Annotated in this window: 17 protein-coding genes, 1 tRNA gene, 1 pseudogene and 1 riboswitch; of the genes and pseudogenes, 10 read left to right on the top strand and 9 right to left on the bottom strand. The window is 53.4% G+C overall.

Annotated elements, in window-relative coordinates:
* Nucleotides 1-43 precede the first annotated feature (43 nt).
* Nucleotides 44-1540 (bottom strand): annotated as a pseudogene (locus J9253_RS01645) (ISNCY family transposase).
* A gap of 287 nt (nucleotides 1541-1827) precedes the next feature.
* Nucleotides 1828-1919: riboswitch (TPP riboswitch) on the top strand.
* Nucleotides 1920-1956: 37 nt separating this feature from the next.
* Here J9253_RS01645 and thiC point away from each other — a divergent pair.
* Entirely contained in the window at nucleotides 1957-3819 is a 1863-nt protein-coding gene (gene thiC / locus J9253_RS01640; protein WP_228291474.1) for a phosphomethylpyrimidine synthase ThiC, read from the top strand.
* A 54-nt stretch (nucleotides 3820-3873) separates the two neighbouring features.
* Here the strand turns inward: thiC and J9253_RS01635 are convergent, their stop codons facing one another.
* Nucleotides 3874-4890: an esterase-like activity of phytase family protein gene (locus J9253_RS01635; RefSeq protein ID WP_228291473.1), complete on the bottom strand. Its 1017-nt coding sequence runs from the start codon at nucleotides 4888-4890 to the stop codon at nucleotides 3874-3876.
* A gap of 133 nt (nucleotides 4891-5023) precedes the next feature.
* Here J9253_RS01635 and J9253_RS01630 point away from each other — a divergent pair, with 133 nt between their 5' ends.
* The 6 genes from J9253_RS01630 (at nucleotide 5024) to J9253_RS01605 (ending at nucleotide 7987) form a co-directional block, all read left to right on the top strand.
* Nucleotides 5024-5290 carry a GlsB/YeaQ/YmgE family stress response membrane protein gene (locus J9253_RS01630; protein ID WP_210223011.1) on the top strand — a complete coding sequence of 89 codons (267 nt, stop codon included), beginning with the start codon at nucleotides 5024-5026 and terminating at the stop codon, nucleotides 5288-5290.
* Between the two features lie 121 nt (nucleotides 5291-5411).
* On the top strand, nucleotides 5412-6335 hold the full coding sequence (locus tag J9253_RS01625; protein WP_210223010.1) for a restriction endonuclease: 924 nt from the start codon (nucleotides 5412-5414) through the stop codon (nucleotides 6333-6335).
* Between the two features lie 76 nt (nucleotides 6336-6411).
* Nucleotides 6412-6747, top strand: a complete 336-nt coding sequence (locus J9253_RS01620; RefSeq protein ID WP_210223009.1) for a type II toxin-antitoxin system RelE/ParE family toxin — start codon at nucleotides 6412-6414, stop codon at nucleotides 6745-6747.
* Nucleotides 6744-7031, top strand: a complete 288-nt coding sequence (locus tag J9253_RS01615; protein ID WP_210223008.1) for a helix-turn-helix domain-containing protein — start codon at nucleotides 6744-6746, stop codon at nucleotides 7029-7031. The genes J9253_RS01620 and J9253_RS01615 overlap by 4 nt, the downstream gene beginning before the upstream one ends.
* Nucleotides 7028-7309: a NadS family protein gene (gene nadS, locus J9253_RS01610; protein ID WP_210223007.1), complete on the top strand. Its 282-nt coding sequence runs from the start codon at nucleotides 7028-7030 to the stop codon at nucleotides 7307-7309. Before J9253_RS01615 ends, nadS begins: the two co-directional genes overlap by 4 nt.
* Nucleotides 7310-7405: 96 nt before the next feature.
* Nucleotides 7406-7987 (top strand): hypothetical protein, encoded by a 582-nt coding sequence (locus tag J9253_RS01605; protein ID WP_210223006.1) that lies wholly within the window; start codon nucleotides 7406-7408, stop codon nucleotides 7985-7987.
* A 54-nt stretch (nucleotides 7988-8041) separates the two neighbouring features.
* Here the strand turns inward: J9253_RS01605 and clpB are convergent, their stop codons facing one another.
* Nucleotides 8042-10651 carry an ATP-dependent chaperone ClpB gene (gene clpB / locus J9253_RS01600; RefSeq protein WP_210223005.1) on the bottom strand — a complete coding sequence of 870 codons (2610 nt, stop codon included), beginning with the start codon at nucleotides 10649-10651 and terminating at the stop codon, nucleotides 8042-8044.
* Between the two features lie 172 nt (nucleotides 10652-10823).
* Here clpB and ung point away from each other — a divergent pair, with 172 nt between their 5' ends.
* Nucleotides 10824-11495 carry a uracil-DNA glycosylase gene (gene ung / locus J9253_RS01595; RefSeq protein ID WP_210223004.1) on the top strand — a complete coding sequence of 224 codons (672 nt, stop codon included), beginning with the start codon at nucleotides 10824-10826 and terminating at the stop codon, nucleotides 11493-11495.
* Nucleotides 11496-11617: 122 nt separating this feature from the next.
* Here the strand turns inward: ung and J9253_RS01590 are convergent.
* From J9253_RS01590 to J9253_RS01580, 3 genes are all read right to left on the bottom strand, one after another.
* Nucleotides 11618-11693 (bottom strand) — tRNA-Thr (locus J9253_RS01590).
* Nucleotides 11694-11825: 132 nt separating this feature from the next.
* On the bottom strand, nucleotides 11826-13862 hold the full coding sequence (locus J9253_RS01585; RefSeq protein ID WP_210223003.1) for an NHL repeat-containing protein: 2037 nt from the start codon (nucleotides 13860-13862) through the stop codon (nucleotides 11826-11828).
* Nucleotides 13863-13911: 49 nt separating this feature from the next.
* Nucleotides 13912-14571: an HAD family hydrolase gene (locus J9253_RS01580; RefSeq protein ID WP_210223002.1), complete on the bottom strand. Its 660-nt coding sequence runs from the start codon at nucleotides 14569-14571 to the stop codon at nucleotides 13912-13914.
* 77 nt (nucleotides 14572-14648) lie between these two features.
* Here J9253_RS01580 and J9253_RS01575 point away from each other — a divergent pair, with 77 nt between their 5' ends.
* The gene (locus tag J9253_RS01575; RefSeq protein WP_210223001.1) at nucleotides 14649-17426 is read left to right on the top strand and encodes a toll/interleukin-1 receptor domain-containing protein; all 2778 of its coding nucleotides are present in this window, start codon (nucleotides 14649-14651) and stop codon (nucleotides 17424-17426) included.
* A 2-nt stretch (nucleotides 17427-17428) separates the two neighbouring features.
* On the opposite strand, the gene J9253_RS01570 is transcribed toward J9253_RS01575, so the two are convergent.
* Genes J9253_RS01570 through J9253_RS01560 form a run of 3 tightly spaced genes read right to left on the bottom strand, consistent with a single transcriptional unit; the run spans nucleotide 17429 to nucleotide 19816 of the window.
* Complete coding sequence (locus J9253_RS01570) at nucleotides 17429-17641, bottom strand: hypothetical protein (protein WP_210223000.1); 213 nt, start codon at nucleotides 17639-17641, stop codon at nucleotides 17429-17431.
* Nucleotides 17641-19362: a nickel-dependent hydrogenase large subunit gene (locus J9253_RS01565; protein ID WP_210222999.1), complete on the bottom strand. Its 1722-nt coding sequence runs from the start codon at nucleotides 19360-19362 to the stop codon at nucleotides 17641-17643. Before J9253_RS01565 ends, J9253_RS01570 begins: the two co-directional genes overlap by 1 nt.
* Nucleotides 19363-19372: 10 nt before the next feature.
* Nucleotides 19373-19816 (bottom strand): hypothetical protein, encoded by a 444-nt coding sequence (locus J9253_RS01560; RefSeq protein WP_210222998.1) that lies wholly within the window; start codon nucleotides 19814-19816, stop codon nucleotides 19373-19375.
* Between the two features lie 141 nt (nucleotides 19817-19957).
* On the opposite strand from J9253_RS01560, the gene J9253_RS01555 reads away from it, so the two are divergent.
* Nucleotides 19958-21109 (top strand): RNA-guided endonuclease InsQ/TnpB family protein, encoded by a 1152-nt coding sequence (locus J9253_RS01555; RefSeq protein WP_210221241.1) that lies wholly within the window; start codon nucleotides 19958-19960, stop codon nucleotides 21107-21109.
* Nucleotides 21110-21111 lie beyond the last annotated feature (2 nt).

Below are 21111 nucleotides of genomic sequence, written 5' to 3'. Positions count from 1 at the left end.
TGCCTTCGGTGCAGGGGCTGCCCTGCCTTCCCGGCATTTTCCCTCATCGGTCGGCGTTGTGGGGTGGTTCAGGCGGCTTGGCGCTGTCGTCGGCGTTCATCCTTCTGCAAGGCCTCCAACGCCCTGGCCTGTAAAATGGCCCGACCTTTTGCAGGTTCCTGCCCACCACCGCCAGTGCCACATAGCGCTTGAAGCGTTCCAGCCCCCGGTCGGGGCAATAGTCCAGCCCATGGACTTCCAGTGCGTTGATGCCGGATTCCACCGCTGAGTGCTGGCGTCTGGCCTGGACAAACGCCGGGTCGGTTTCACGGGCAGTGTCCGCCTGGCTCCAGCGGCCTTTTTCGGCAACACCACCCGGTCGAGCAGTTCGGCCAGTTCGCGCTGGTCTGCCGGTGAGTGGAACCCCTTGTCAAAGCTGCACGCGCTCAGGGAGGGGAACAGCGCTTTGGCTTGCTTAACCATGGTCACGGCAATCTCACTGTCGGGGCAGTGTTGCATCACTTGGTGGTGGAGGATGAAGCCGTCAGCCGATTCCATCACGCACACGTTCAGGCCCAGCTCCACCGGCACACCGGCTTTGCCCTTGCTGAGCCATTCGCTGTAATCCTCGAAGAGGGAGAAGATCTTGTCGCCGTGGGGGATGGTTTCCCCGTCCAGCACCCGCCGCCGCACCAGGTCAACCTGATGCCACCCGTACCCCAGCCAGCGCTGGAGGTCGTTGCCCGACCGGCTGTCCAGCAGGCTGAGGGGCAGGTCAGCCACCGTTTCCTCCACTTTCGACAACAGCGCGGCGCACAGGCCCAGGTAGGTGTGGTGGGCGTCACGGATGGCCTGTTGCCGGGTGGCCTGCTTGTCCGGGTCTTGGGAGCTGGAGTGCTTGAGCTTCTGCGCATGACGGCAGGCTTTCTTCACCTGGCGGAGATTGTACTGCCATTGCCGCCAGCGGCTGTCGCCGTGCCCTTCACACCAATCGGCCACCGTGCGCACCGAACAACGCACCGCGTCGTACAACAGGTTGATGTCGGTCGGGTAGTGGATGTTGCTTTCCACCACGAAGGAGTCACAACGGGCGCTCAGCGGCGCGGCTTTTTTTTAGCAGCTTGTGACCGGCCTCCACCACCAACTGGTTGATGCGTTGCAGGCTGGCTTCGTCCACCAGAGCGGCGTTGTCCTTGACCGTTTGCAGCTTGTACTCATCGTCATCATCCCAGAAACCATGCCCCAGCATCTGACGGATGCTGCGGTGCTGGTTCGCCATCTCCAGCAGCCGGTCATAGTCCCAGTTCAGGTTCACCCGCAATGTCGCCAGCACCAGCGCATTCCACAGATCCATGCCGGGGCGTCCACGGCTGGCGTCCACCTCCGCCGGAACCCGCTTTTCCAGCACCGCAAACACCGCCTCACGCAGTTCGTCTGTCACATAAATGTATTGCAGCCCTTGCAACACCTGCGGGATGTCGTCCCGCGAACGTGGGTTGAAGGTCAGCCTGCCGATGTCAGCGTGACCCAGGCGAAGTTGGCGGGCGATCACTTCACGCATCGTGTGTCTCCTGCGAAGTTTGGCGGATGGATGCCCTATTTTGCCCTATTTTGGGCGCTTTTGCAGCTTTCTGGCCTGCTTCCGGGAAATCTTAGGGCAAGGAAAACGGGCGTAGCATCTTGATCGGAAAAGGGTTTTAGGGTTTCCGGTCAGACACTATCTAGCTGAATGCAGTAGGAATCCCCTTCCTTTAGGGAGGGGAGGATGTCAACCAGATTAAATAACGCTATTCTGCCGACAGTTTGCCGGGTTATACCTGATTCGTGTTGAATCTGTTACAGTGTAACTTGATGAGCCGGGGGTGCCTTAGCAGGCTGAGATCATACCCTTGGAACCTGATACGGACTATACCGGTGTAGGGAGGCTCCAGCGCTTGCCGTGGAGTTTTTACTACACTTCATGGAGAAATGAATTACATGAGCGCAATACCAGCAGCCTTCCTAAAAAAAACCGCTGAACTATCCAGTGAAGTGACCCAACCTTTCCCCAATTCCCGTAAGGTTTATGTGCAAGGTTCACGCCCTGACATCCGCATCGGGATGCGTGAAATTGACCAAGACCCCACCGCAGCAAGTTTTGGCGTGGAAGAAAACCCACCGATTCCCGTCTATGACACCTCCGGCCCCTTCACCGACCCTACGGTTAAAATTAACCTGTTAGAAGGTATTCCCGACGTGCGCCTGAACTGGATTCTGGAACGCAACGATACCGAACAGCTCGATGCACCCACCTCAGATTTTGGGCTGGCACGCCAAAACGACCCGGCGCTGGCACACTTACGCTTTGCCCACTTGCGTGCCCCACGCCGCGCCAAAGCAGGCAAAAACGTCTCGCAAATGCATTACGCCCGCCAAGGCATCATCACACCAGAGATGGAATACGTCGCCATCCGCGAAAACCTGAAGTTGCAAGAACTGCGTAAAGACCCACGTTACGCCAAACTATTGCGCCAACACACTGGTCAAGCTTGGGGTGCAAACCTTCCCGCTGAAGTCACCCCTGAATTCGTGCGCAAAGAAGTCGCGGAAGGCCGCGCCATCATCCCCGCCAACATCAACCACCCGGAACTGGAACCGATGATCATCGGCCGCAATTTCCGCGTCAAAATCAACACCAATATCGGTAACTCTGCGGTTTCCTCCTCGATTGAAGAAGAAGTCGAAAAAATGGCATGGTCAGCCCGCTGGGGCGGCGATACCTTGATGGACTTGTCCACCGGCAAAAACATCCACGAAACCCGCGAATGGATTCTGCGCAACGCCCCCATGCCCATCGGCACAGTGCCCATTTATCAAGCGCTGGAAAAAGTAAACGGCAAATCCGAAGACCTGACGTGGGAAATCTTCCGCGACACCCTGATCGAACAAGCTGAACAAGGCGTTGACTACTTCACCATCCACGCTGGCGTGCGCTTGGCTTACGTGCCGATGACCGCCGACCGCGTGACTGGCATCGTTTCCCGTGGCGGCTCGATCATGGCGAAATGGTGTCTGGCGCATCATCAAGAAAGCTTCCTTTACACTCACTTTGAAGACATCTGCGACATCATGAAAGCTTACGACGTAAGCTTCTCGCTGGGTGATGGCCTGCGCCCCGGCTCTGCGGCTGATGCCAATGACCCTGCACAGTTCGCAGAACTCGAAACCTTGGGTGAATTGACCAAAATCGCGTGGAAGCACGACGTGCAAGTGATGATCGAAGGCCCTGGACACGTTCCCTTGCACATGGTCAAAGAGAACATGGACAAGGAATTACAGGACTGTTTTGAAGCACCGTTCTACACATTAGGGCCGTTGGTAACGGACATTGCCCCCGGTTACGACCACATCACCTCCGGCATTGGTGCAGCGAATATCGGCTGGTACGGTTGCGCCATGCTGTGCTACGTCACCCCCAAGGAACACCTGGGCTTGCCCAACAAGGAAGACGTGCGCGTCGGCATTATCACCTACAAAATTGCCGCCCATGCCGCTGACCTTGCCAAAGGCTGGCCGGGTGCACAGGTACGCGACAACGCCATGTCGAAAGCCCGTTTCGAGTTCCGCTGGGAAGACCAGTTCAATCTGGGGCTAGACCCTGACCGGGCGCGTGAATACCACGACGAAACTTTGCCGAAAGATTCCGCGAAAGTCGCGCATTTCTGCTCCATGTGTGGCCCACATTTCTGCTCGATGAAAATTACGCAGGATGTACGCGATTACGCCGCCAAACAAAAAGGCATGGAAGAAAAAGCCGTGGAATTTGTAAAAATGGGTAGCAAACTCTACCACGAGGCTTAAGCCGACCCTAAAAATGCCCCCGAAATCGACAAGATCAGGGGGCATTGGGATGCATCACGTCCCTTCATCAAGGGTAAACAACATCAGTTTGGTTGACAAGAACTCCTCATCGGCATCATCACTGACCATTAAATACTGATTGCCCTGAAGATAAGTTAGCCCCTCAAAGTTATCCACCAGCAAATAATTGGACAGCACTTTCAAGTTCTGCACCTCGCACGCCCCGGCCTTGGAGCACTGTTTGAAATCGAGGTAACGCAAGCTCACCACCAACGGGTTAAGAATGCCCGACCACGCCCGCTCCAGAATCAGCAGATTACCATTTGGCAGGGTTTCCAAGCCACTGATGCCGCTATTTTTTGCAGGGTAAGCCATAAAAGACCAGCGCTGCCCCTTAGTGGAATACAAGGTATGTAAATTGGGTGGCTGCCCCTTGAGCGGTTGCTCCGGCGCGGTAATGAAACCATAACGTGGGTGAAACGTGACCGATTCCAGTGACTCATTCCCGTGCTGATAGGCACTTCTGTCACGCAATGCTGTCGGTAATTTAATATTTTTAATCGCACGACCTTCCGGGGTGAAACGGATAATGCGCGGATCGCCTTCAAAGGAAACGACCAATTGCGTATCCCCGCGCTTGCCATTGGTAGCATTGAGCAAGGTCAAACCTTCAGAATCACGCCGCCCTTTTTTCACCTGTTCCCCCGCTGTGTCAGTCAGATTCGCCGCATACAGCGGTTCAGCCGCCACCATACGATTCTCCTCCAGTTCCAAGCGGAAGTGAAAAATGTGCCCTTTATCGGAAAGTGCGTAGAGTAATTGCTCATCTTTATCCCACGCCAGCCCCGACAGCTCGGCAATTTTGATGCCATTGACCGTGTGTGGCGGAATAACGAAGCTGCTTTGCACTTCCAGTACCGGCGCAGCCATCAAGCGGGCAGGTATCGCCACGCCCTGTAATACCAACAACAGGATTAACCCCAAACGCTTCATGCCGACTCCTATCCTTTGCAGGCCAATGAATTGCAGGGCGCATATTAATTCGCCCACCCGCCCCTGTAAACCTGTCACTCATCGACTGAACACCACCGTTAATAGCCCTAATAAATACAATTAGATAATCAACCCTGAAATTAACACCTATACTGTGTTTTGGCAGTTGCCGAATATATAAATTTACCACGGTTAAAAAGGAGTCTATTTTATGAGCGCGGAAATTACTCAAATTCTAATTATGCTCGGCATTGGCGCAGTCGCTGGCTGGTTAGCGGGGATCATCATGAAAGGCGCAGGCTTTGGCCTGATTGGTAACATCATTGTGGGTATCGTTGGTTCCGTCATCGGCACGTTTGTTGGTGGCATTCTGTCAGTGAATCTGGGTGTTGGCCCCTTGCTAGGAACCCTGATCTGGGCGGTTATTGGTGCGGTTATCCTGCTGTTCCTCATCGGATTGGTGAAAAAAGCGGTGTAATTACCGGACTCCTCCGACGTACAAACAAAAAGCGCGACACCCGTTGCGCTTTTTTATTGAGGCATGAAACATCGGCGGATTCATGGCATGATCATGGTAAGCCCTCTAGTGACCAAAGCCCATGCCCATACCTGATTACCAAACCTTGATGCGCCCGCTGTTACAATTGGCAGCCGATGGACAGGAACACAAATTACGTGATGCTGTCACGCTGCTGGCTGACCATTATTGCCTGAGCGAAGCCGAGCGCAGTGCCATCCTCCCCAGTGGCACGCAATCGGTTTTTGGCAATCGGGTAGGCTGGGCGCGTTCCTACCTCAAACAAGCGGGGGCATTGCGTTCGCCCCGACGCGGCCATTTCGTGATTACCGAACGCGGGCGGCAATTGCTCCAAACCAACCCGCTCAGCATCCGCGTTGCCACCTTGGCACAATTCCCCGAATTTCAGGCATTCCGCAACCGTCGCCAGACAAATAAAATCGATAACGGCACGATGCTGGACATGGATTCCGAGGTCATTTTCGATGACACCCCCGAAGACATCCTCGCCTCCGCGCACCGCCTGTTATGCCGCAACCTTGAACAGGAAGTGCTGGAAACCGTCAAAGAAGCCTCCCCCACCTTCTTTGAAAAACTGGTAGTCGATCTGCTGATCAAGATGGGCTACGGCGGCAACCGTCAGGATGCAGGCCGCGCCATCGGCAAAAGCGGCGACGGTGGCATTGACGGCATCATCAACGAAGACCGGCTGGGCGTGGATGTGCTGTACATGCAAGCCAAACGCTGGGAGGCCACGGTGGGTCGCCCCGAAATCCAGAAATTTGCCGGGGCGCTACAAGGGCAACGGGCAAAGAAAGGCATTTTCATGACCACCTCCACCTTTTCCCGCGAAGCCAAAGAATATGCTGGCTCGATTGAGACACGCATCATCCTGATTGACGGCGAAAAACTCGCGGCGTTGATGGTGGAATACAACGTAGGCGTGTCGGTGGTCGAGCATTACGAAGTGAAGAAGGTAGATACGGATTATTTTGAGGGTGGCTGAAACCCATTACCATGCCGACTTGCATTTAATATCAAACTTGATATATTTCAGCAATAATGTTCAGATGAAGGATCATATGAAACAAGCTATTTTTCTGGGTGACTCGCTGGAAACCATTATCCAGTTTCCAGAGGAAGCACGCCGTGAAGCTGGTTATCAGATAGGCAAAGTGCAAAATGGACTCATGCCGAGCGACTGGAAAGCCATGCCGACGGTCGGGCAAGGTGTCTACGAAATCCGTATCAAAACAGACTTACCCAAAGAGCAGTATCGGGTTTTCTACGTTGCCAAATTTGATGATGCCATTTATGTGTTACATGCTTTCCAAAAGAAAACCCAGCAAACTGCTCCGAAGGACATTGACAGGGGTAGAGACATTTACAAAGAACTGCTTAGGGAGTTGAAATCATGACATTAAAAATGCAGGCATTCGCCAATGTGTGGGATGCACTCGAACCTGATCCCGTCATCCGCGCCAACCTCAAGCTGCGCTCGGCTCTGATGTTGGAAATCACCAAGTGGTTTGAAGCCAGTGGTTATACCCAGAAGGATGCAGCTAACGTGTTGGGAACAACTCAGCCACGTTTGAATGATGTTCTCAAAGGCAAGATTGACCGTTGCACCATCGACAGGCTGGTTAACATGCTGGAAGCGGTGGGGCAACATGTTTCTTTCAGTTTGGCAAAAGCGGCATGATCGCTTCAAGCATCAAACAAGGCTTGGAAGAAGCCATCACTTTCGCAAAGGGCAACTGCCCACAAGCAAAAGTGCATCAATTCTCACCTGTTGATGTGAAAAACGTCCGCGCAAAAGTTGGCATGACTCAGGTGGAATTTGCGGCAACTTTTGGTATCAGTGTCAGCACTTTGCGGCATTGGGAACGCGGGGATCGTACCCCACATGGTGCGGCGAGGGTATTGCTCCATGTGGTGGCGAAAGAACCGCAAGCGGTACTACGCGCATTGGCACAGTAACACAAATGCCGACATTATTTTATTTATCATAAACTGTACAAATAGATTGTTCTCGCAGCATAATGGCGACACCTGTAATCTGCTCAAGGAATGCTCATGCGCGAATACCTTTACCCTGCTCACCCCTGCAACGATTGGTTTCAAATCAAAGTAATTAATGCTTGGCAAGCCAGCGAAAAGCCTTTTTTTGCTTTTTCATTCTGCAAATACACCCCTCATATATTGATTGATAATGAGAGCAATCATAATGACCAGCAACCTTTCTGGCTCTATATCTATTACTCAGACAAAAAAATTAGAGAAGGTATAACAGACGGATGGTGTGATGATGAAGATTCAAGAGTAGCCATGCAGGTAGAGCACCGTATTCGAGTACTCACATTCACACCCGGAAATCACAACCCCTTTTCTCCTACTGACACCCATGACTCCTCACCTTGTGATCATGGCGAAGAAAAAATTTGGTTCAAGTGCGATAGAATTGAGAAAATTAACAAGTTAGATCAACATGGGAAGCTTGCAAACCTCCATTTTTATGACTTTAAACATACGAGAGGACTATCTGTCGCTCAAGCAATGATTAATTCAATCCCTCCTGTATGCAGAACATCACCATTGATCATACGAAAGTCTTGGCAGTACACCGATGAGCCTGCAAGCTGTAGCTCACAACCTTGATAAGTAGAAACGCCGCCTACTGGGGCGGCACTTCTCTTTCAACACCAAATATTTTTACGCTTCGGCAGCTTCCACCAACGCTGTAAACGTCAGCTTGCCCTCTTCCACCCCCACCATAATCGTATCCCCCGGCATGAACCTGCTGCTGAGGATTTGCTGTGCCAGCGGGTTTTCGACCTGCTGCTGAATTGCCCGTTTCAACGGACGTGCGCCATACACAGGGTCAAAACCCGCTTCTGCCAGTAAGTCGAGTGCCGCGTCGCTGATCTGGATGCCCAAATCACGCGCCACCAAGCGCTTGCGCAGCTTGTTGAGCTGAATATCGGCAATCTGGCGAATTTCAGCCTGATCCAGTGGGTGGAATACCACGGTTTCGTCGATCCGGTTGATGAATTCGGGGCGGAAATGCGTGCCAACGACTTCCATCACCGCTGCTTTCATCTGGTCGTAGTTATCCTCGCCCGACAGCTCCTGAATGATGTGCGAACCGAGGTTCGAGGTCATGATGATAACGGTGTTACGGAAGTCCACCGTGCGGCCTTGCCCGTCGGTCAAACGCCCGTCGTCCAGCACTTGCAGCAGCACATTGAACACATCGCTGTGGGCTTTTTCCACCTCATCCAGCAGGATCACGGAATACGGGCGACGACGCACGGCTTCGGTCAAATAGCCGCCTTCCTCATAACCAACATAGCCGGGAGGCGCACCAATCAGGCGTGCCACGGAATGCTTTTCCATGAATTCGGACATATCAATCCGCACCATCGCCTCGTCAGTATCGAACAGGAAGGTCGCCAACGCCTTGGTGAGTTCGGTTTTGCCCACGCCCGTTGGCCCCAAGAACAGGAACGAACCGCTGGGGCGGTTGGGGTCGGAAAGCCCGGCACGCGCCCGGCGGATGGCGTTGGAAACCGCCACCACCGCTTCGCGCTGCCCGATGACGCGCTTGCTGAGGGCGTCTTCCATGTGCAGCAGTTTGTCCTTTTCACCTTCGAGCATTTTGCTGACGGGAATGCCTGTCCAACGCGACACGATGTCGGCAATTTCTTCTTCCGTCACTTTGTTTTTCAGCAACTTGGTTTCTTGTGAGCCTGAGCCTGCAATGCTGGCATCGGCTTTTTCCAGTTGCTGTTCGAGTTCGGGAATTTTGCCGTATTGCAGTTCGGCCATGCGTTGCAGGTTGCCTGCGCGGCGGGCGGTGTCCATTTCCAGACGCGCTTGGTCGAGCGCCTCCTTGATATGGGTCGTGCCTTGCAGGGCGGCTTTTTCGCCTTTCCAGATTTCTTCGAGGTCGGAAAACTCGCTTTCCAGTCGGTCGATTTCGGCCTGCAAGTCAGCCAAACGCTTTTTGGAGGCGTCGTCGCTTTCCTTTTTCAAGGCTTCGCGTTCGATCTTGAGCTGGATCAGGCGGCGTTCGAGCTTGTCCATCACTTCGGGCTTGGAGTCGATTTCGACGCGGATGCGGGAAGCAGCTTCGTCGATCAGGTCGATGGCCTTGTCCGGCAATTGGCGGTCGGTGATGTAACGGTGTGACAGCGTGGCGGCAGCGACCAGCGCGGGGTCGGTGATGTCGACGCCGTGGTGCACTTCGTACTTTTCTTGAAGGCCACGCAAGATGGCGATGGTGTCTTCCACCGTTGGCTCTTGCACCAGCACTTTTTGGAAGCGGCGTTCGAGGGCGGCATCCTTTTCGATGTATTGGCGGTATTCGTCGAGCGTGGTTGCGCCGACGCAGTGCAATTCGCCGCGTGCAAGGGCGGGTTTGAGCATATTGCCAGCGTCCATCGCGCCATCGGCCTTGCCTGCACCGACCATCGTGTGCAGTTCGTCGATGAACAGGATGACGTTGCCTTCGGCTTTGGCGATGTCGTTGAGTACGGCTTTGAGGCGTTCTTCAAAGTCGCCACGGTATTTTGTGCCTGCCAGCAATGCGCCGAGGTCGAGGGAGAGCAGGCGCTTGCCTTTCATGCCTTCGGAAACTTCGCCGTTGACGATGCGTTGCGCCAAGCCTTCGACCAGCGCGGTTTTGCCCACGCCCGGTTCGCCGATCAGTACCGGGTTGTTTTTGGTACGGCGTTGCAGGATTTGCACCATGCGGCGGATTTCTTCGTCACGCCCAATGATCGGGTCGATCTTGCCCTGTTCGGCGCGTTCGGTGAGGTCGATGGTGTATTTTTCCAGCGCCTGACGTTGCTCTTCGGCGTTGGGGTCGTTGACGGTTTGACCGCCGCGCATTCCTTCGATGGCTTTGTCCACTGCCCCTTTGGTCGCGCCGGTTTCACGCAACAAATTGCCGAGTGTGCCTTTGTCTTCCAGTCCGGCGAGGATGAAGAGTTCGGAGGAAATGTATTGGTCTTTGCGTTGCTGGGCGATTTTGTCGGTGACGTTCAGCAGTTTGCTGAGGTCGTTGGAGACATGCACGCTACCTGCATCGCCACCGGAAACGCTAGACATACGGTCAAGCGCTTCGCCGAGTTTGGAGCGTAGCTGGTTGACGTTGACATCGGCCTTGGTCAGCAAGCCACGTGTAGAACCGCCTTCCTGATCCAGCAAGGCAATCATCAAGTGCGCAGGTTCGATAAATTGGTGATCATGCCCCAGCGCAAGCGATTGCGCGTCTTGCAGGGCGAGTTGAAACTTACTGGTGAGTTTGTCCATTCTCATGTGGGCTACCTATCTATTTGGTTGGACGCGAGTGCGTCGGATGGGACGAATTTGGGGTGGCCTGTAGGGGAATTCAAGGTGGGGGTGTGGATAAGTTTGATGTAGGTCAGGATTTGCTTGACTCCATACGGTTCTGGTAAACCACATCAAGTATCAAGTATGATCTGGTCTAATGAAAAATATGCATACCACTTGGCAGTCAGCCCTTGCCGCTGAATTTACCCAACCTTACTGGCAAACCTTGCAGGGCTTCCTTGCACGCGAACAAGCAGCGGGAAAAACCCTCCTGCCGCCGCAAGCAATGCGTTTCAATGCCTTGCAAGCCACCGCGCTGGACAAGGTGAAGGTGGTTATTTTGGGGCAAGATCCCTACCCGACTCTGGGTCATGCACACGGCTTGTCGTTTTCAGTGTTACCAGACGTGAAGCCCTTGCCGCGCTCCTTGCAGAACATTAACAAGGAGTTGCTGGAGGATGTGGGTGTGGACAATCGCCAGACAGGTTGCCTGCAAGCATGGGCAAATCAGGGCGTGTTACTGCTGAATACCGTGCTGTCGGTCGAAGTAGGTCAGGCAGGCAGTCACCAGAAACGAGGTTGGGAACGTTTTACCGATGCGGTGATTCAAGCGGTTAACCAACAAACGCAGCCGGTGGTATTTGTGCTGTGGGGCGGTCATGCGCAGAAAAAGGCGGCATTGATTGACGAGTCCCGTCACTTAATTATTCAGAGCGCTCACCCATCACCACTGTCGGCACGGCGCGGCTTTTTTGGTAGCAAGCCATTTTCGCGGGCGAATGTGTTTTTGCAGGCTGAGGGACGTGAGGGGATTAACTGGCAGTTGTGATAAAGAAAGTACCTCACAATGACCTAGGAGATCGAGATACAAATCAATTTAATGGTATAGATGCAGAAATTTTCCGATTACCAGTCAACATCAAGAGATGCTGACTGGATCGAACTTTAATTTGGTGCCGGCACCACGAATCGAACGCGGGACCTACTGATTACAAGTCAGTTGCTCTACCAACTGAGCTACGCCGGCTTTGAAGCTGCGCATTCTATAAAATCTTATAGGGGTGTGCAACTATTTTTTCAACTTTTTGCCTGACTTCCAAACAATCGGCTCATTCTTGGCGATGTGCGGTTAATGGATACTTACTCGCGCCAAGCTGAATCAGTAAGATAAAGCAATGGACTCTGGGGCCGTAAAGCTCAAAGCCACATCCGCAGCCTTATCTATAGCGCCACTAAGGTTGTAGATACCATTAATGCGCTGAAGCTGATTATTGCTCTTCTCAGCAACATACAAGTTAGCACCATCGAACGCCAAGTCCACCGGATTACCCAACTGACTGAGTGGCCCGGAAATTTCCAGCCGCAACGCTGTCAGACCATTAGCCTTAGCTGCATTATCAATGATATAGATACGCCCATCGGTGGCATTGGCAGCATCACCAACATCGGAGACAATCAGACGGTCAGTCTTGGTATCGTAGACAATCCCATGAAGATTGCTGACCGCAAACCCGGATTTGTCATCAGGATCAATAGTACGGGAAGGGGCCGTCGGCATACTACCAAGGTAATTGTCGTACACCAGAATCGAACCATTCGTCGCCGCCACATACAGACGATCAGCGCCCGCATCATAGTCAACATCCCAAGGGCGAGCACCCGCAGGCAACGTCGTTGTCATCAGGGGCGTATGATCACCTGCGGAACAAAGACTAAACACCTTCACCGCACCTGGAGCAGCAGCATTCAAATCAGCCACCAACGCAACCCCTGCGCTATCAACGACTTTCATACCCTTAGGTGCAATCAGTGTCGTAGACGCCCCCATCACCTGCCGGTCACGATTCACACTCAACATGTCATCTGCCGCCCGAGTAGCCAAGCGATTGACGAAACTAATACCCCCAGTACCAGGCGAACCCGCATCATCAAAGCTCACCAGTGCATCACCATTGTTATCCAGCGCAATACTTTCCACAAACTGGCTGGTCATCACCGGCGTGAACACATTGCCCTTAGTATCCAGTGCTGGGGAAACTGCCGTCACCTGCGTGCCCATATTCGCCGCATTGGCACTAACCAACAAACGGCTAAGCGCAGGTGTTACCACCGTTGCATTACCCGTAGCCGCAGAAGCCATTAAGGATTCCGGGGCAGCCAGATCGTAAACACGATCCGGGGCAATATCACCACTCCCACCCCCTGCAATATCCAGAAAGACCAGAATACGCCCGCCACCATTGGCTTTTTCCGCGACAAACAAAGCACCGTTTTGCATGGACAAATCCACCGGATTACCCAGTAAAGTAGCCGCACCCCGTAAAGTACGCTCAGGTGCTACCGCTCCAGATAAACCTGAAGCCCCCTCAAAAACATAGAGACTCCCGTCATCTGCCGAGGTGGCACTGCCCACATCGCTCACGATCAAACGATCACTGGCAGCGTCATACACAATGCCATGCATATTACTGGCGGGCAGCGGGTTATTGGGTCGAAAAATAGCGGTTGGTTCCACCTCAGCGCCTGTCATTGCCAGCGCCAGATACCCCTTGAAATAAGCAACACTACCGTTGGTCAGTGCGACAAACAGCTTATCGCTGTCCTCATCATAGGCCACATCCCAAGCGCCACTACCGCCCATTGCTGTACGCGAAATGGTGTACAAAGGCATACTGCCCTCCCCAGCCGTCGCACTCACCACACTAACGGCTGCCGCTGGCGCACCCGTTTCTGCGGTCATGATCAAACCCGCTTTCTGGGCAACAGTAATCCCTTTCGGGCTATTGAGTGCGGAAGTCACCACTCGATCAATACCCACATCAAACACACTGCCACTCGCCCTTTTCGGCAAATGACACACCGCTTTCACGGTACCAAAACCATCAATACCCGCCTGATACAAATGATCGGCGTGATCGGTGGCAATCCCTTCCGCCAAACCGGCTGCGAAGGTTTGCACCGCGCTACCTAGACCCGTGGCAGGTTGGATAGACGCGTCGTAGCGGCTAATCAAGCCAGTTTCGTCACCACCATCAGCCGCCACCAGTAGCGAAACCTTATTCTCAGGGGGAGTTTCACCACCACTATCCGCCGTATCGGTAGTATCGTTGCTGCTACCATTACAGGCGCTCAAAACTACTGCCGAAAGGCTTAAGGCAATAATGGGGAGAACTGCGTATTGCTGTGAACTTTTCATGGTCTTTTCCTCATTCCAGTAACAGGCAAAACACTTGCCGCTAAAAAGGTTACGGAATGGTTCCATGATCTGGTTTTGGCAACCCTAGAAAAACAGGGTTATCTTTGTGAAAAATCTGCAATACCTCGCCCAAAGAGCTGATGGTGTAATCTGGCTCAAACGCGCACTGATCGGGTTCACGCTGGTAGTGGATCGTGGTCATGCCAAAACGTTTGGCCACTTCCAGATTTTCGCGGCGGTCGTCGATGAAAGCGATGTGCTCACCCCCTACCCCGCTGGCACGGATCAGCGCTGCGTAAATCGCTGGTTCCGGCTTCTGGCACTTCACCGCACCGCTGATAATGCGTGGCTCAAAGCGTTCACTGAAGGCAAAACGTTCTTCCAACATCTCGCCCCATTCCGCGCCCAAATTGGAAAGGATGCCGAGGCGGTAATGTTTTGACAGGGCATAGGTCACTGCTGCCAAATCTGCATCCAGCTCAAAAACATTGAGGAATTGATTGCGGATGGGGGAATCAAGCATCAGGCCGATACCTTGCCAGAAATCCGCCTCAGAAATTTGCCCACCGGTATAAGCGTCGTAATACGGCTTTACGGCGGCCTTGGTAATACCGGGCGGCAGCAGCGGCATCAATCCATTGGTAACGAGGTGTCCGTCAGTGATGACGACACCGAAGAGGTCGAAGGCGATGAGTTCGAGGTCGTCCATAAGCTGTATCTGAATTGTGGTGCTGGAATTGTAACGGTATGATCAAACCCACCGCAACGTGAACAGGCTCTGTCCGCATGACCAAGGTTTTCATCAGCTACAGCCACGATTCCGACGCCCACCGCGAACGAGTACGGAAATTATCCGATCGCCTTCGCACCGAGGGTATTGATTGCGATATAGACCAATACGACCCAACACCGAATGAAGGCTGGCCGCTGTGGATGCTCAAGCACATGCAGGACGCCAACTACGTTCTGCTGATCTGCACCGAAACCTACCAGAAACGGGTTGAGCAACGCGAAGAACCCGGCAAGGGGTTGGGCGTCAGATGGGAAGGCATGTTGCTGCTGAACCAGCTTTATCGCAATCAATCACTCAACACCAAATTCATCCCCGTCATTTTCAGGCCAGAAGACGAAGCTTTCATCCCTGACCCAGTGTTTGGTTTCAGCCGGTATAATCTGAGCCATCCCCGCGAATACGACAACCTCTACCGCCATATTCGCGGCGAACTGGGCGCAGACAAACCACCTTTGGGTGCACCGCATTTCATCCGCACCATCCACAGCAACTCGCTACCGACCGTTGAAGGCAAACTGTTCGGGCGCAAGGATGAACTGGCGCTACTGGATAAAGCCTGGGCAGACCCGCAAACCCGCGTGGTGCAATTCATCGCCCCCGGTGGAACCGGCAAAACCAAACTGCTGCGCCACTGGCTCGACCACACCGACAATATCGAAGCCCTGATCGCCTGGTCGTTCTACTCGCAAGGCTCATCCGAAGACAAACAGATTTCCGCCACCCCATTTTTCAGCCATGCCTTCAACGCGCTGCACTCCGATAAAACCACCTTCAGCACGGAAGAAGAAAAAGGCGAACACCTCGCCCACCTGCTGCGCCAACAGCGTTGCCTGCTGGTGCTGGATGGGCTGGAACCCTTGCAACATGCCGGGCGCGGGATGCGCGGCGAACTCAAGGATCGCGCCATCCGCCAGTTGCTGAAAAATCTTGCCGGGGAACACACCAGCCTGTGTATCATCACCACCCGTCTGGCGGTGCATGAACTCTGCGACCGCGCCCACACCGTTTCCCACGACCTGCAAAACCTTGCGGTGGAAGATGGCATCGACTTGCTGAGGTATTGGAAGATACGCGGCAGTGACGAAGAACTGAAAAAGGCGGTGCAGGAATACGGCTGCCATGCGCTCGCCCTGCATTTATTGGGCAATGCGTTGCACACCTATCTGGATGGGGATGTACGCAAACGCGACACGCTGGATGAATTGATCGACGATTACGATGACGCAGGCCGCCATGCCTTCAAGGTGATGCAGGCGTATCGCGAATGGCTGTCCGGCACACCCGAGTTGCAACTGCTGCATTTGCTGGGGCTGTTCGACCACCCGATCGAAACCGATGTGTTGCAAGTATTATGGCAATCGCAAATCCCCAACCTAACCGCAGGCATCGCGGAAAAAGCGTGGAAAGTCGCCATCCGCGATTTGCGCGAAAAACACCGGATGCTGTCCGCACATGAAGGCCGCCCCGGCCTGCTCGACTGCCACCCGCTGATCCGCGAATACTTCGGCAAGCAACTGCAAACACAGTACCCCGATGCATGGCAACAGGCACATGAGCGGCTGTACGAATACTACAAAGCCCTACCAGAAGAGGAGTTTCCCGACACGTTGGAAGAAATGCAGCCCCTGTTTAGTGCGGTGGCACATGGCTGTGCTGCGGGGTTGCATCAGCAGGCCATGTGGATCTATTCCTACAGAGTTCAAAGAGGATGGGAGCAATATTTGTTTTACAAATTCTCGGCGAGCAGCGATAGCCTTTCAACGCTATCAAGCCTTTTCAGCATACCTTGGTCACACACTGCCAATTCTATAAGTCAAGATGCGAAAGCAGCCTTATTCAATTGGGTGGCAAATGATCTATCGAGCTTAGGTAGGCTTAATGAGGCGGTTATTCCCATGAGTTTGGCGGCAGAATTACGTTTTAAGCAGCGTCATTGGGAGGAGGTTGAGCTAAATTTTAGGAATCTCAGTGAACTACATCTTTTCTTGGGAAATATTAATGAATCTATAGAGTATGCAGAAAAATCAATCTATTACGGTAAGCGGCATGGAAGTATGTTTAGCCAGATGGCGAGTCTCACAACGCTTGCACATAGCCTGCACCAAGCTTCAGAAATGAACAAAGCTAAAAGACTGTATCAGCAAGCAGAACAAATCCAAAAAAATCAGCGATCATACGAACCGTATTTATATTCCATCCAAGGATTCCATTACTGCGATTTATTGTTAGAGCTTGAAGAATCTAAAGAAGCTTCAATCAGGATCACAGAATCCTTAAGGATAAATCAAATACATAGGGAAATGTCTTTGGTATCAATAGCATTAACTAAACTTTCACATGCCCAGCTATTTTCTAAGCAACAGAAGTGGGTTAAATCCTTAGAGAAAAGTGATGAAGCTATATCTCATCTACATTTATCGGGGGTGCAGAAATATCTACCTTATGGGCTGCTCGCCCGCGCTGCCTTGTTCCGCAAAACCCACGACTTCGACCGCGCCCGGCAGGACTTGCAGGAAGTATTCGAGATTGCCGATTACAGCGGAATGCGGCTGCATTTGACGGATTATCATTTGGAGATGGCGCGGTTGATTCTGGCGGAGGAAGAAGAGGGCGTATGCAATACGCCCCTACAGGAGACGGACGTAGGGGCGTATTGCATACGCCCTCTTTCTCTTCAATCCCACATTGCCGCGGCAGCCCGCCTGATCACCGAAACCGGCTACCACCGCCGCGACGCGGAACTAGCCAAGTTACAACAATACATCGGCTAGCCTTATTTCTTTTTGACGGCTACCCGCCTCACTACAAAAAACACCACCGTCGCCACCACGCACGCAAACACATACTCCAACCCACTCCCAATCAGCCAAAAATGCTCGGTATTCGAGTCAGACAAGAAATGGTGCGGAAACCCATCCTGATGCGCCGCCACAACGTCACTCGCGACCAGCAAACCACCGGCAACCAACCGTTTCACTTTACTCATTATTGAATCTCCACTTTAATCAGCTCTTCCCCATCCGGGTCGGTCACATGCACGGCGCAAGCAATGCACGGGTCGAAACTGTGGATAGTGCGCAAAATCTCCACCGGCTGTTTCGGGTCATGCAGCTCGTGGCCTTTCAGTGAAGCTTCATACGCCCCCGCCTGATTTTGCACGTCACGCGGCCCAGCGTTCCAAGTACTCGGCACGACAGCCTGATAGTTGGCGATCTTTTCATCCTTGATCACGATCCAATGCGCCAGTGCACCACGCGGGGCTTCCATATAACCGACGCCTTGCGCTTTGGATGGCCAGCTTGACGGCTCCCACAAGGTTTCGTTGAACGTTTTGGTATCACCCGCCTTGATATTGGCGATGAGATTGTCGAACCAGGTTTGCATCTTGTCGGCAACGATCTTGGTTTCCAGCGTGCGGGCAGCGGTGCGCCCCATCGTGGAATACAGCGCCTCAATCGGCAGATCCAGATATTTCAGCGAGGAATCAACCAGCGCCTTGGTGTGTTCGTGCCCGGTGGCGTACAGCATCAGCACACGGGCAAGTGGTCCAACTTCAACCGCCTGACCTTTCCAGCGCGGCGATTTCATCCACGAATACGACTGATCAACTTCGAGTTGGGTGTAAGGCGGTTTCGGGCCCGTGTAATTCAGCTCAGTTTCGCCCGCGTAAGGGTGCAAACCCTTATCCTTGCCCTCGCTGTAGTCGTACCACGAGTGGGCAACAAACTCCTGAATCTGGTCTTCGGCATTCAAATCAACCGGGTGGATTTTCGACAAATCGCGGTTGAGAATCACGCCGGAGGGAATCAAAAACGAGGCCGGATCATCCATACCCTTTTCCGGGAAATCACCGTAAGTCATGAAATTGCCCAAGCCTTCGCCCTGCTTGAACCAGTCCTTGTAGAAGCTGGCGATGGCGAGCGTATCCGGCACGTACACCTGATCGACGAACACCTGCATTTTCTTGATGATGTCCTGCACCTTCGACAGCTTTTCCATGTTGAGGGCGGAATCAGAATTCAGGTCAATCGGGCACGGCACGCCACCGACGAGGAAGTTGGGGTGCGGGTTTTTCCCGCCGAAAATGGTGTGCAATTTCGCCACATCGCGTTGCCACGCCAGCGCTTCAAGGTAGTGTGAAACTGCCATCAAATTGGCTTCCGGCGGCAGCTTGTAGGCGGGATGCCCCCAATACGCCTTGGCGAAAATGCCCAATTGCCCGGCTTCAACAAATTTCTTCAGCTTGGCCTGCTGATCGGCGAAATAACCGGCGGAGGAATTCGGCCAGCTTGGCGAAACCTTTTGCGCAAGGTCGGAAGTCGCCTTAGGGTCGGCCTTGAGCGCAGACACCACATCCACCCAGTCGAGCGCGTGCAAGTGATAAAAGTGCATCACATGATCATGCACGTATTGCGCCGCGATCATCAGGTTGCGGATCAGTTGCGCATTGGGCGGAATGCTGTAATTCAGCGCGTTTTCCACCGAGCGCACCGAGGCAATGCCGTGTACCAGCGTGCACACGCCGCAGATGCGTTGCGCATATGCCCAAGCGTCACGCGGGTCGCGCCCACGCAGGATGATTTCAATACCGCGCACCATCGTTCCGGCGGAATACGCCTGTTCGATGGTATTGCCATTCATTTGCGCTTCGATACGCAAGTGGCCTTCGATGCGGGTGATGGGGTCAACAACGACACGTTCAGTCATGTGGGTATCCTCAAATGTCGTTCAGGAATTGCTCAAGGAGGCGGTATTGGGCTTCGCTTTCCTCGTGCATGGATTCGTCGGCGGATTCAATCATGCCGCAGGTACGCGCCAGCCGCGCATTGGCGGCAGCTTCCCACGCGGGCGATTTGGCCTGTTTCGCCGAAGCAACCAGTGCGGAAGCAGCGCGGGCGACGAAATAGCCAGCCTGCGCCTGCCAGTCGCTGTCAGCACCGCAGCGGGTGTGGCTTTCCAGCGCGGCGGCCTTGGCATTTTTGAAGGCCAGCGCCAGTTCGTCGTCAGCCACAGTTTCAGCGTTGGAGGCCGTATCCAGCACTTTCGCCACCGCCGGGTCAGCGCTCAGTGCCAGCACATTGCGCACAAAGGCAGAACCTACCCGGCGTTGCTGTGCCAGCGGCAATTGTTCCAGCGCCTGTTTGAAATCAGCGTCATTCATCAGTCGTGCGCGAGATACCCCTGCCTTTAGGCATGGGGAGGGATAGCGCGTCGGCGACAGCCGACCCTCTTCTCGCTCCTCCGTTTGGTTTGCTATCTTCGGTTGTTGACTCTTCACGAAATATACGATATTTTGTGAATAATGAAAACTAAACGCGCCTACCAATTCCGATTCTACCCAGACCCACAACAAGAAACGTTGCTGGCTCAGACGTTCGGTTGTGTGCGCTACGTTTACAACAGCATCTTGCGTTACCGCACGGATGCCTACTATCAGGCTCAGGAAAAAGTTGGGTACACGAAAGCGAGTTCCCAACTGACTGCCATCAAAAAACTGCCTGAAGCTACTTTCCTGAACGACGTTTCCAGTGTTCCGCTGCAACAATGCTTGAGGAATCAGCAAACGGCGTTCAAAAACTTCTTTGAAGGTCGGGCAAAATACCCTGTCTTCAAATCTAAAAAGCACCGCCAATCGGCTGAATTCACGTACCGCGCGTTCAGCTACCGTGACGGTGAATTGAAACTGGCGAAGTGCGATAAACCGCTGAATATCAAGTGGAGTCAGGCACTTCCGGCTGACCCCACCACGGTTACTGTTTCCAAAGATCAGGCCGGACGCTATTTTGTGTCTTGCTTGTGTGAATTTGAACCCACGCTGTTGCCCGTCACCGATAAAAAGGCAGGCATTGACGTGGGCATCAAGGATTTGTTCGTTACCTCTGACGGTTTTAAATCCGGTAATCCCCGCCACACCGCACAACATGCGGCTAAACTCGCGAAGTACCAACGCCGTCTTGCCAAGAAGACACTCGGCAGCAAGAACCGGTTGAAAGCTAAACGCAAGGTCGCCCGTGTTCACGCGAAAATTTCCGATGACCGTTCGGACAACTTGCACAAGTTGTCCCGCAAACTGATTAACGAGAACCAAGTGGTTTGTGCTGAAAACCTCGCCGTGAAGAACATGATTAAGAACCCAACGTTAGCCAAGCACATTGCGGATGCAAGTTGGGGTGAGTTCACTCGCCAGCTTGCGTACAAAGCTGGCTGGTACGGGAGGACATACGTTGAGATAGGGAGATTCTTCCCGTCCACTAAACGCTGTTCCTGCTGTGGGTTCGTGAAAGAAAACATGCCGCTGGACGTGCGATCGTGGGAGTGCCCCGAATGCGGCACAACCCACGACCGTGACGTGAATGCAGCACGTAACATTTTAGCCGCCGGGCTGGCGGTGTTAGCCTTTGGAGAGAATGTTAGTGGCGATGGCATTTCGGTGTCGTCGTCCTGTTCTCGGTGAAT

This window comes from Thiothrix litoralis, assembly GCF_017901135.1.
Lineage (GTDB): Bacteria > Pseudomonadota > Gammaproteobacteria > Thiotrichales > Thiotrichaceae > Thiothrix > Thiothrix litoralis.
Note: the sequence above shows the minus strand (reverse complement) of the source record. Positions and strands in the feature narration are given on the sequence as shown.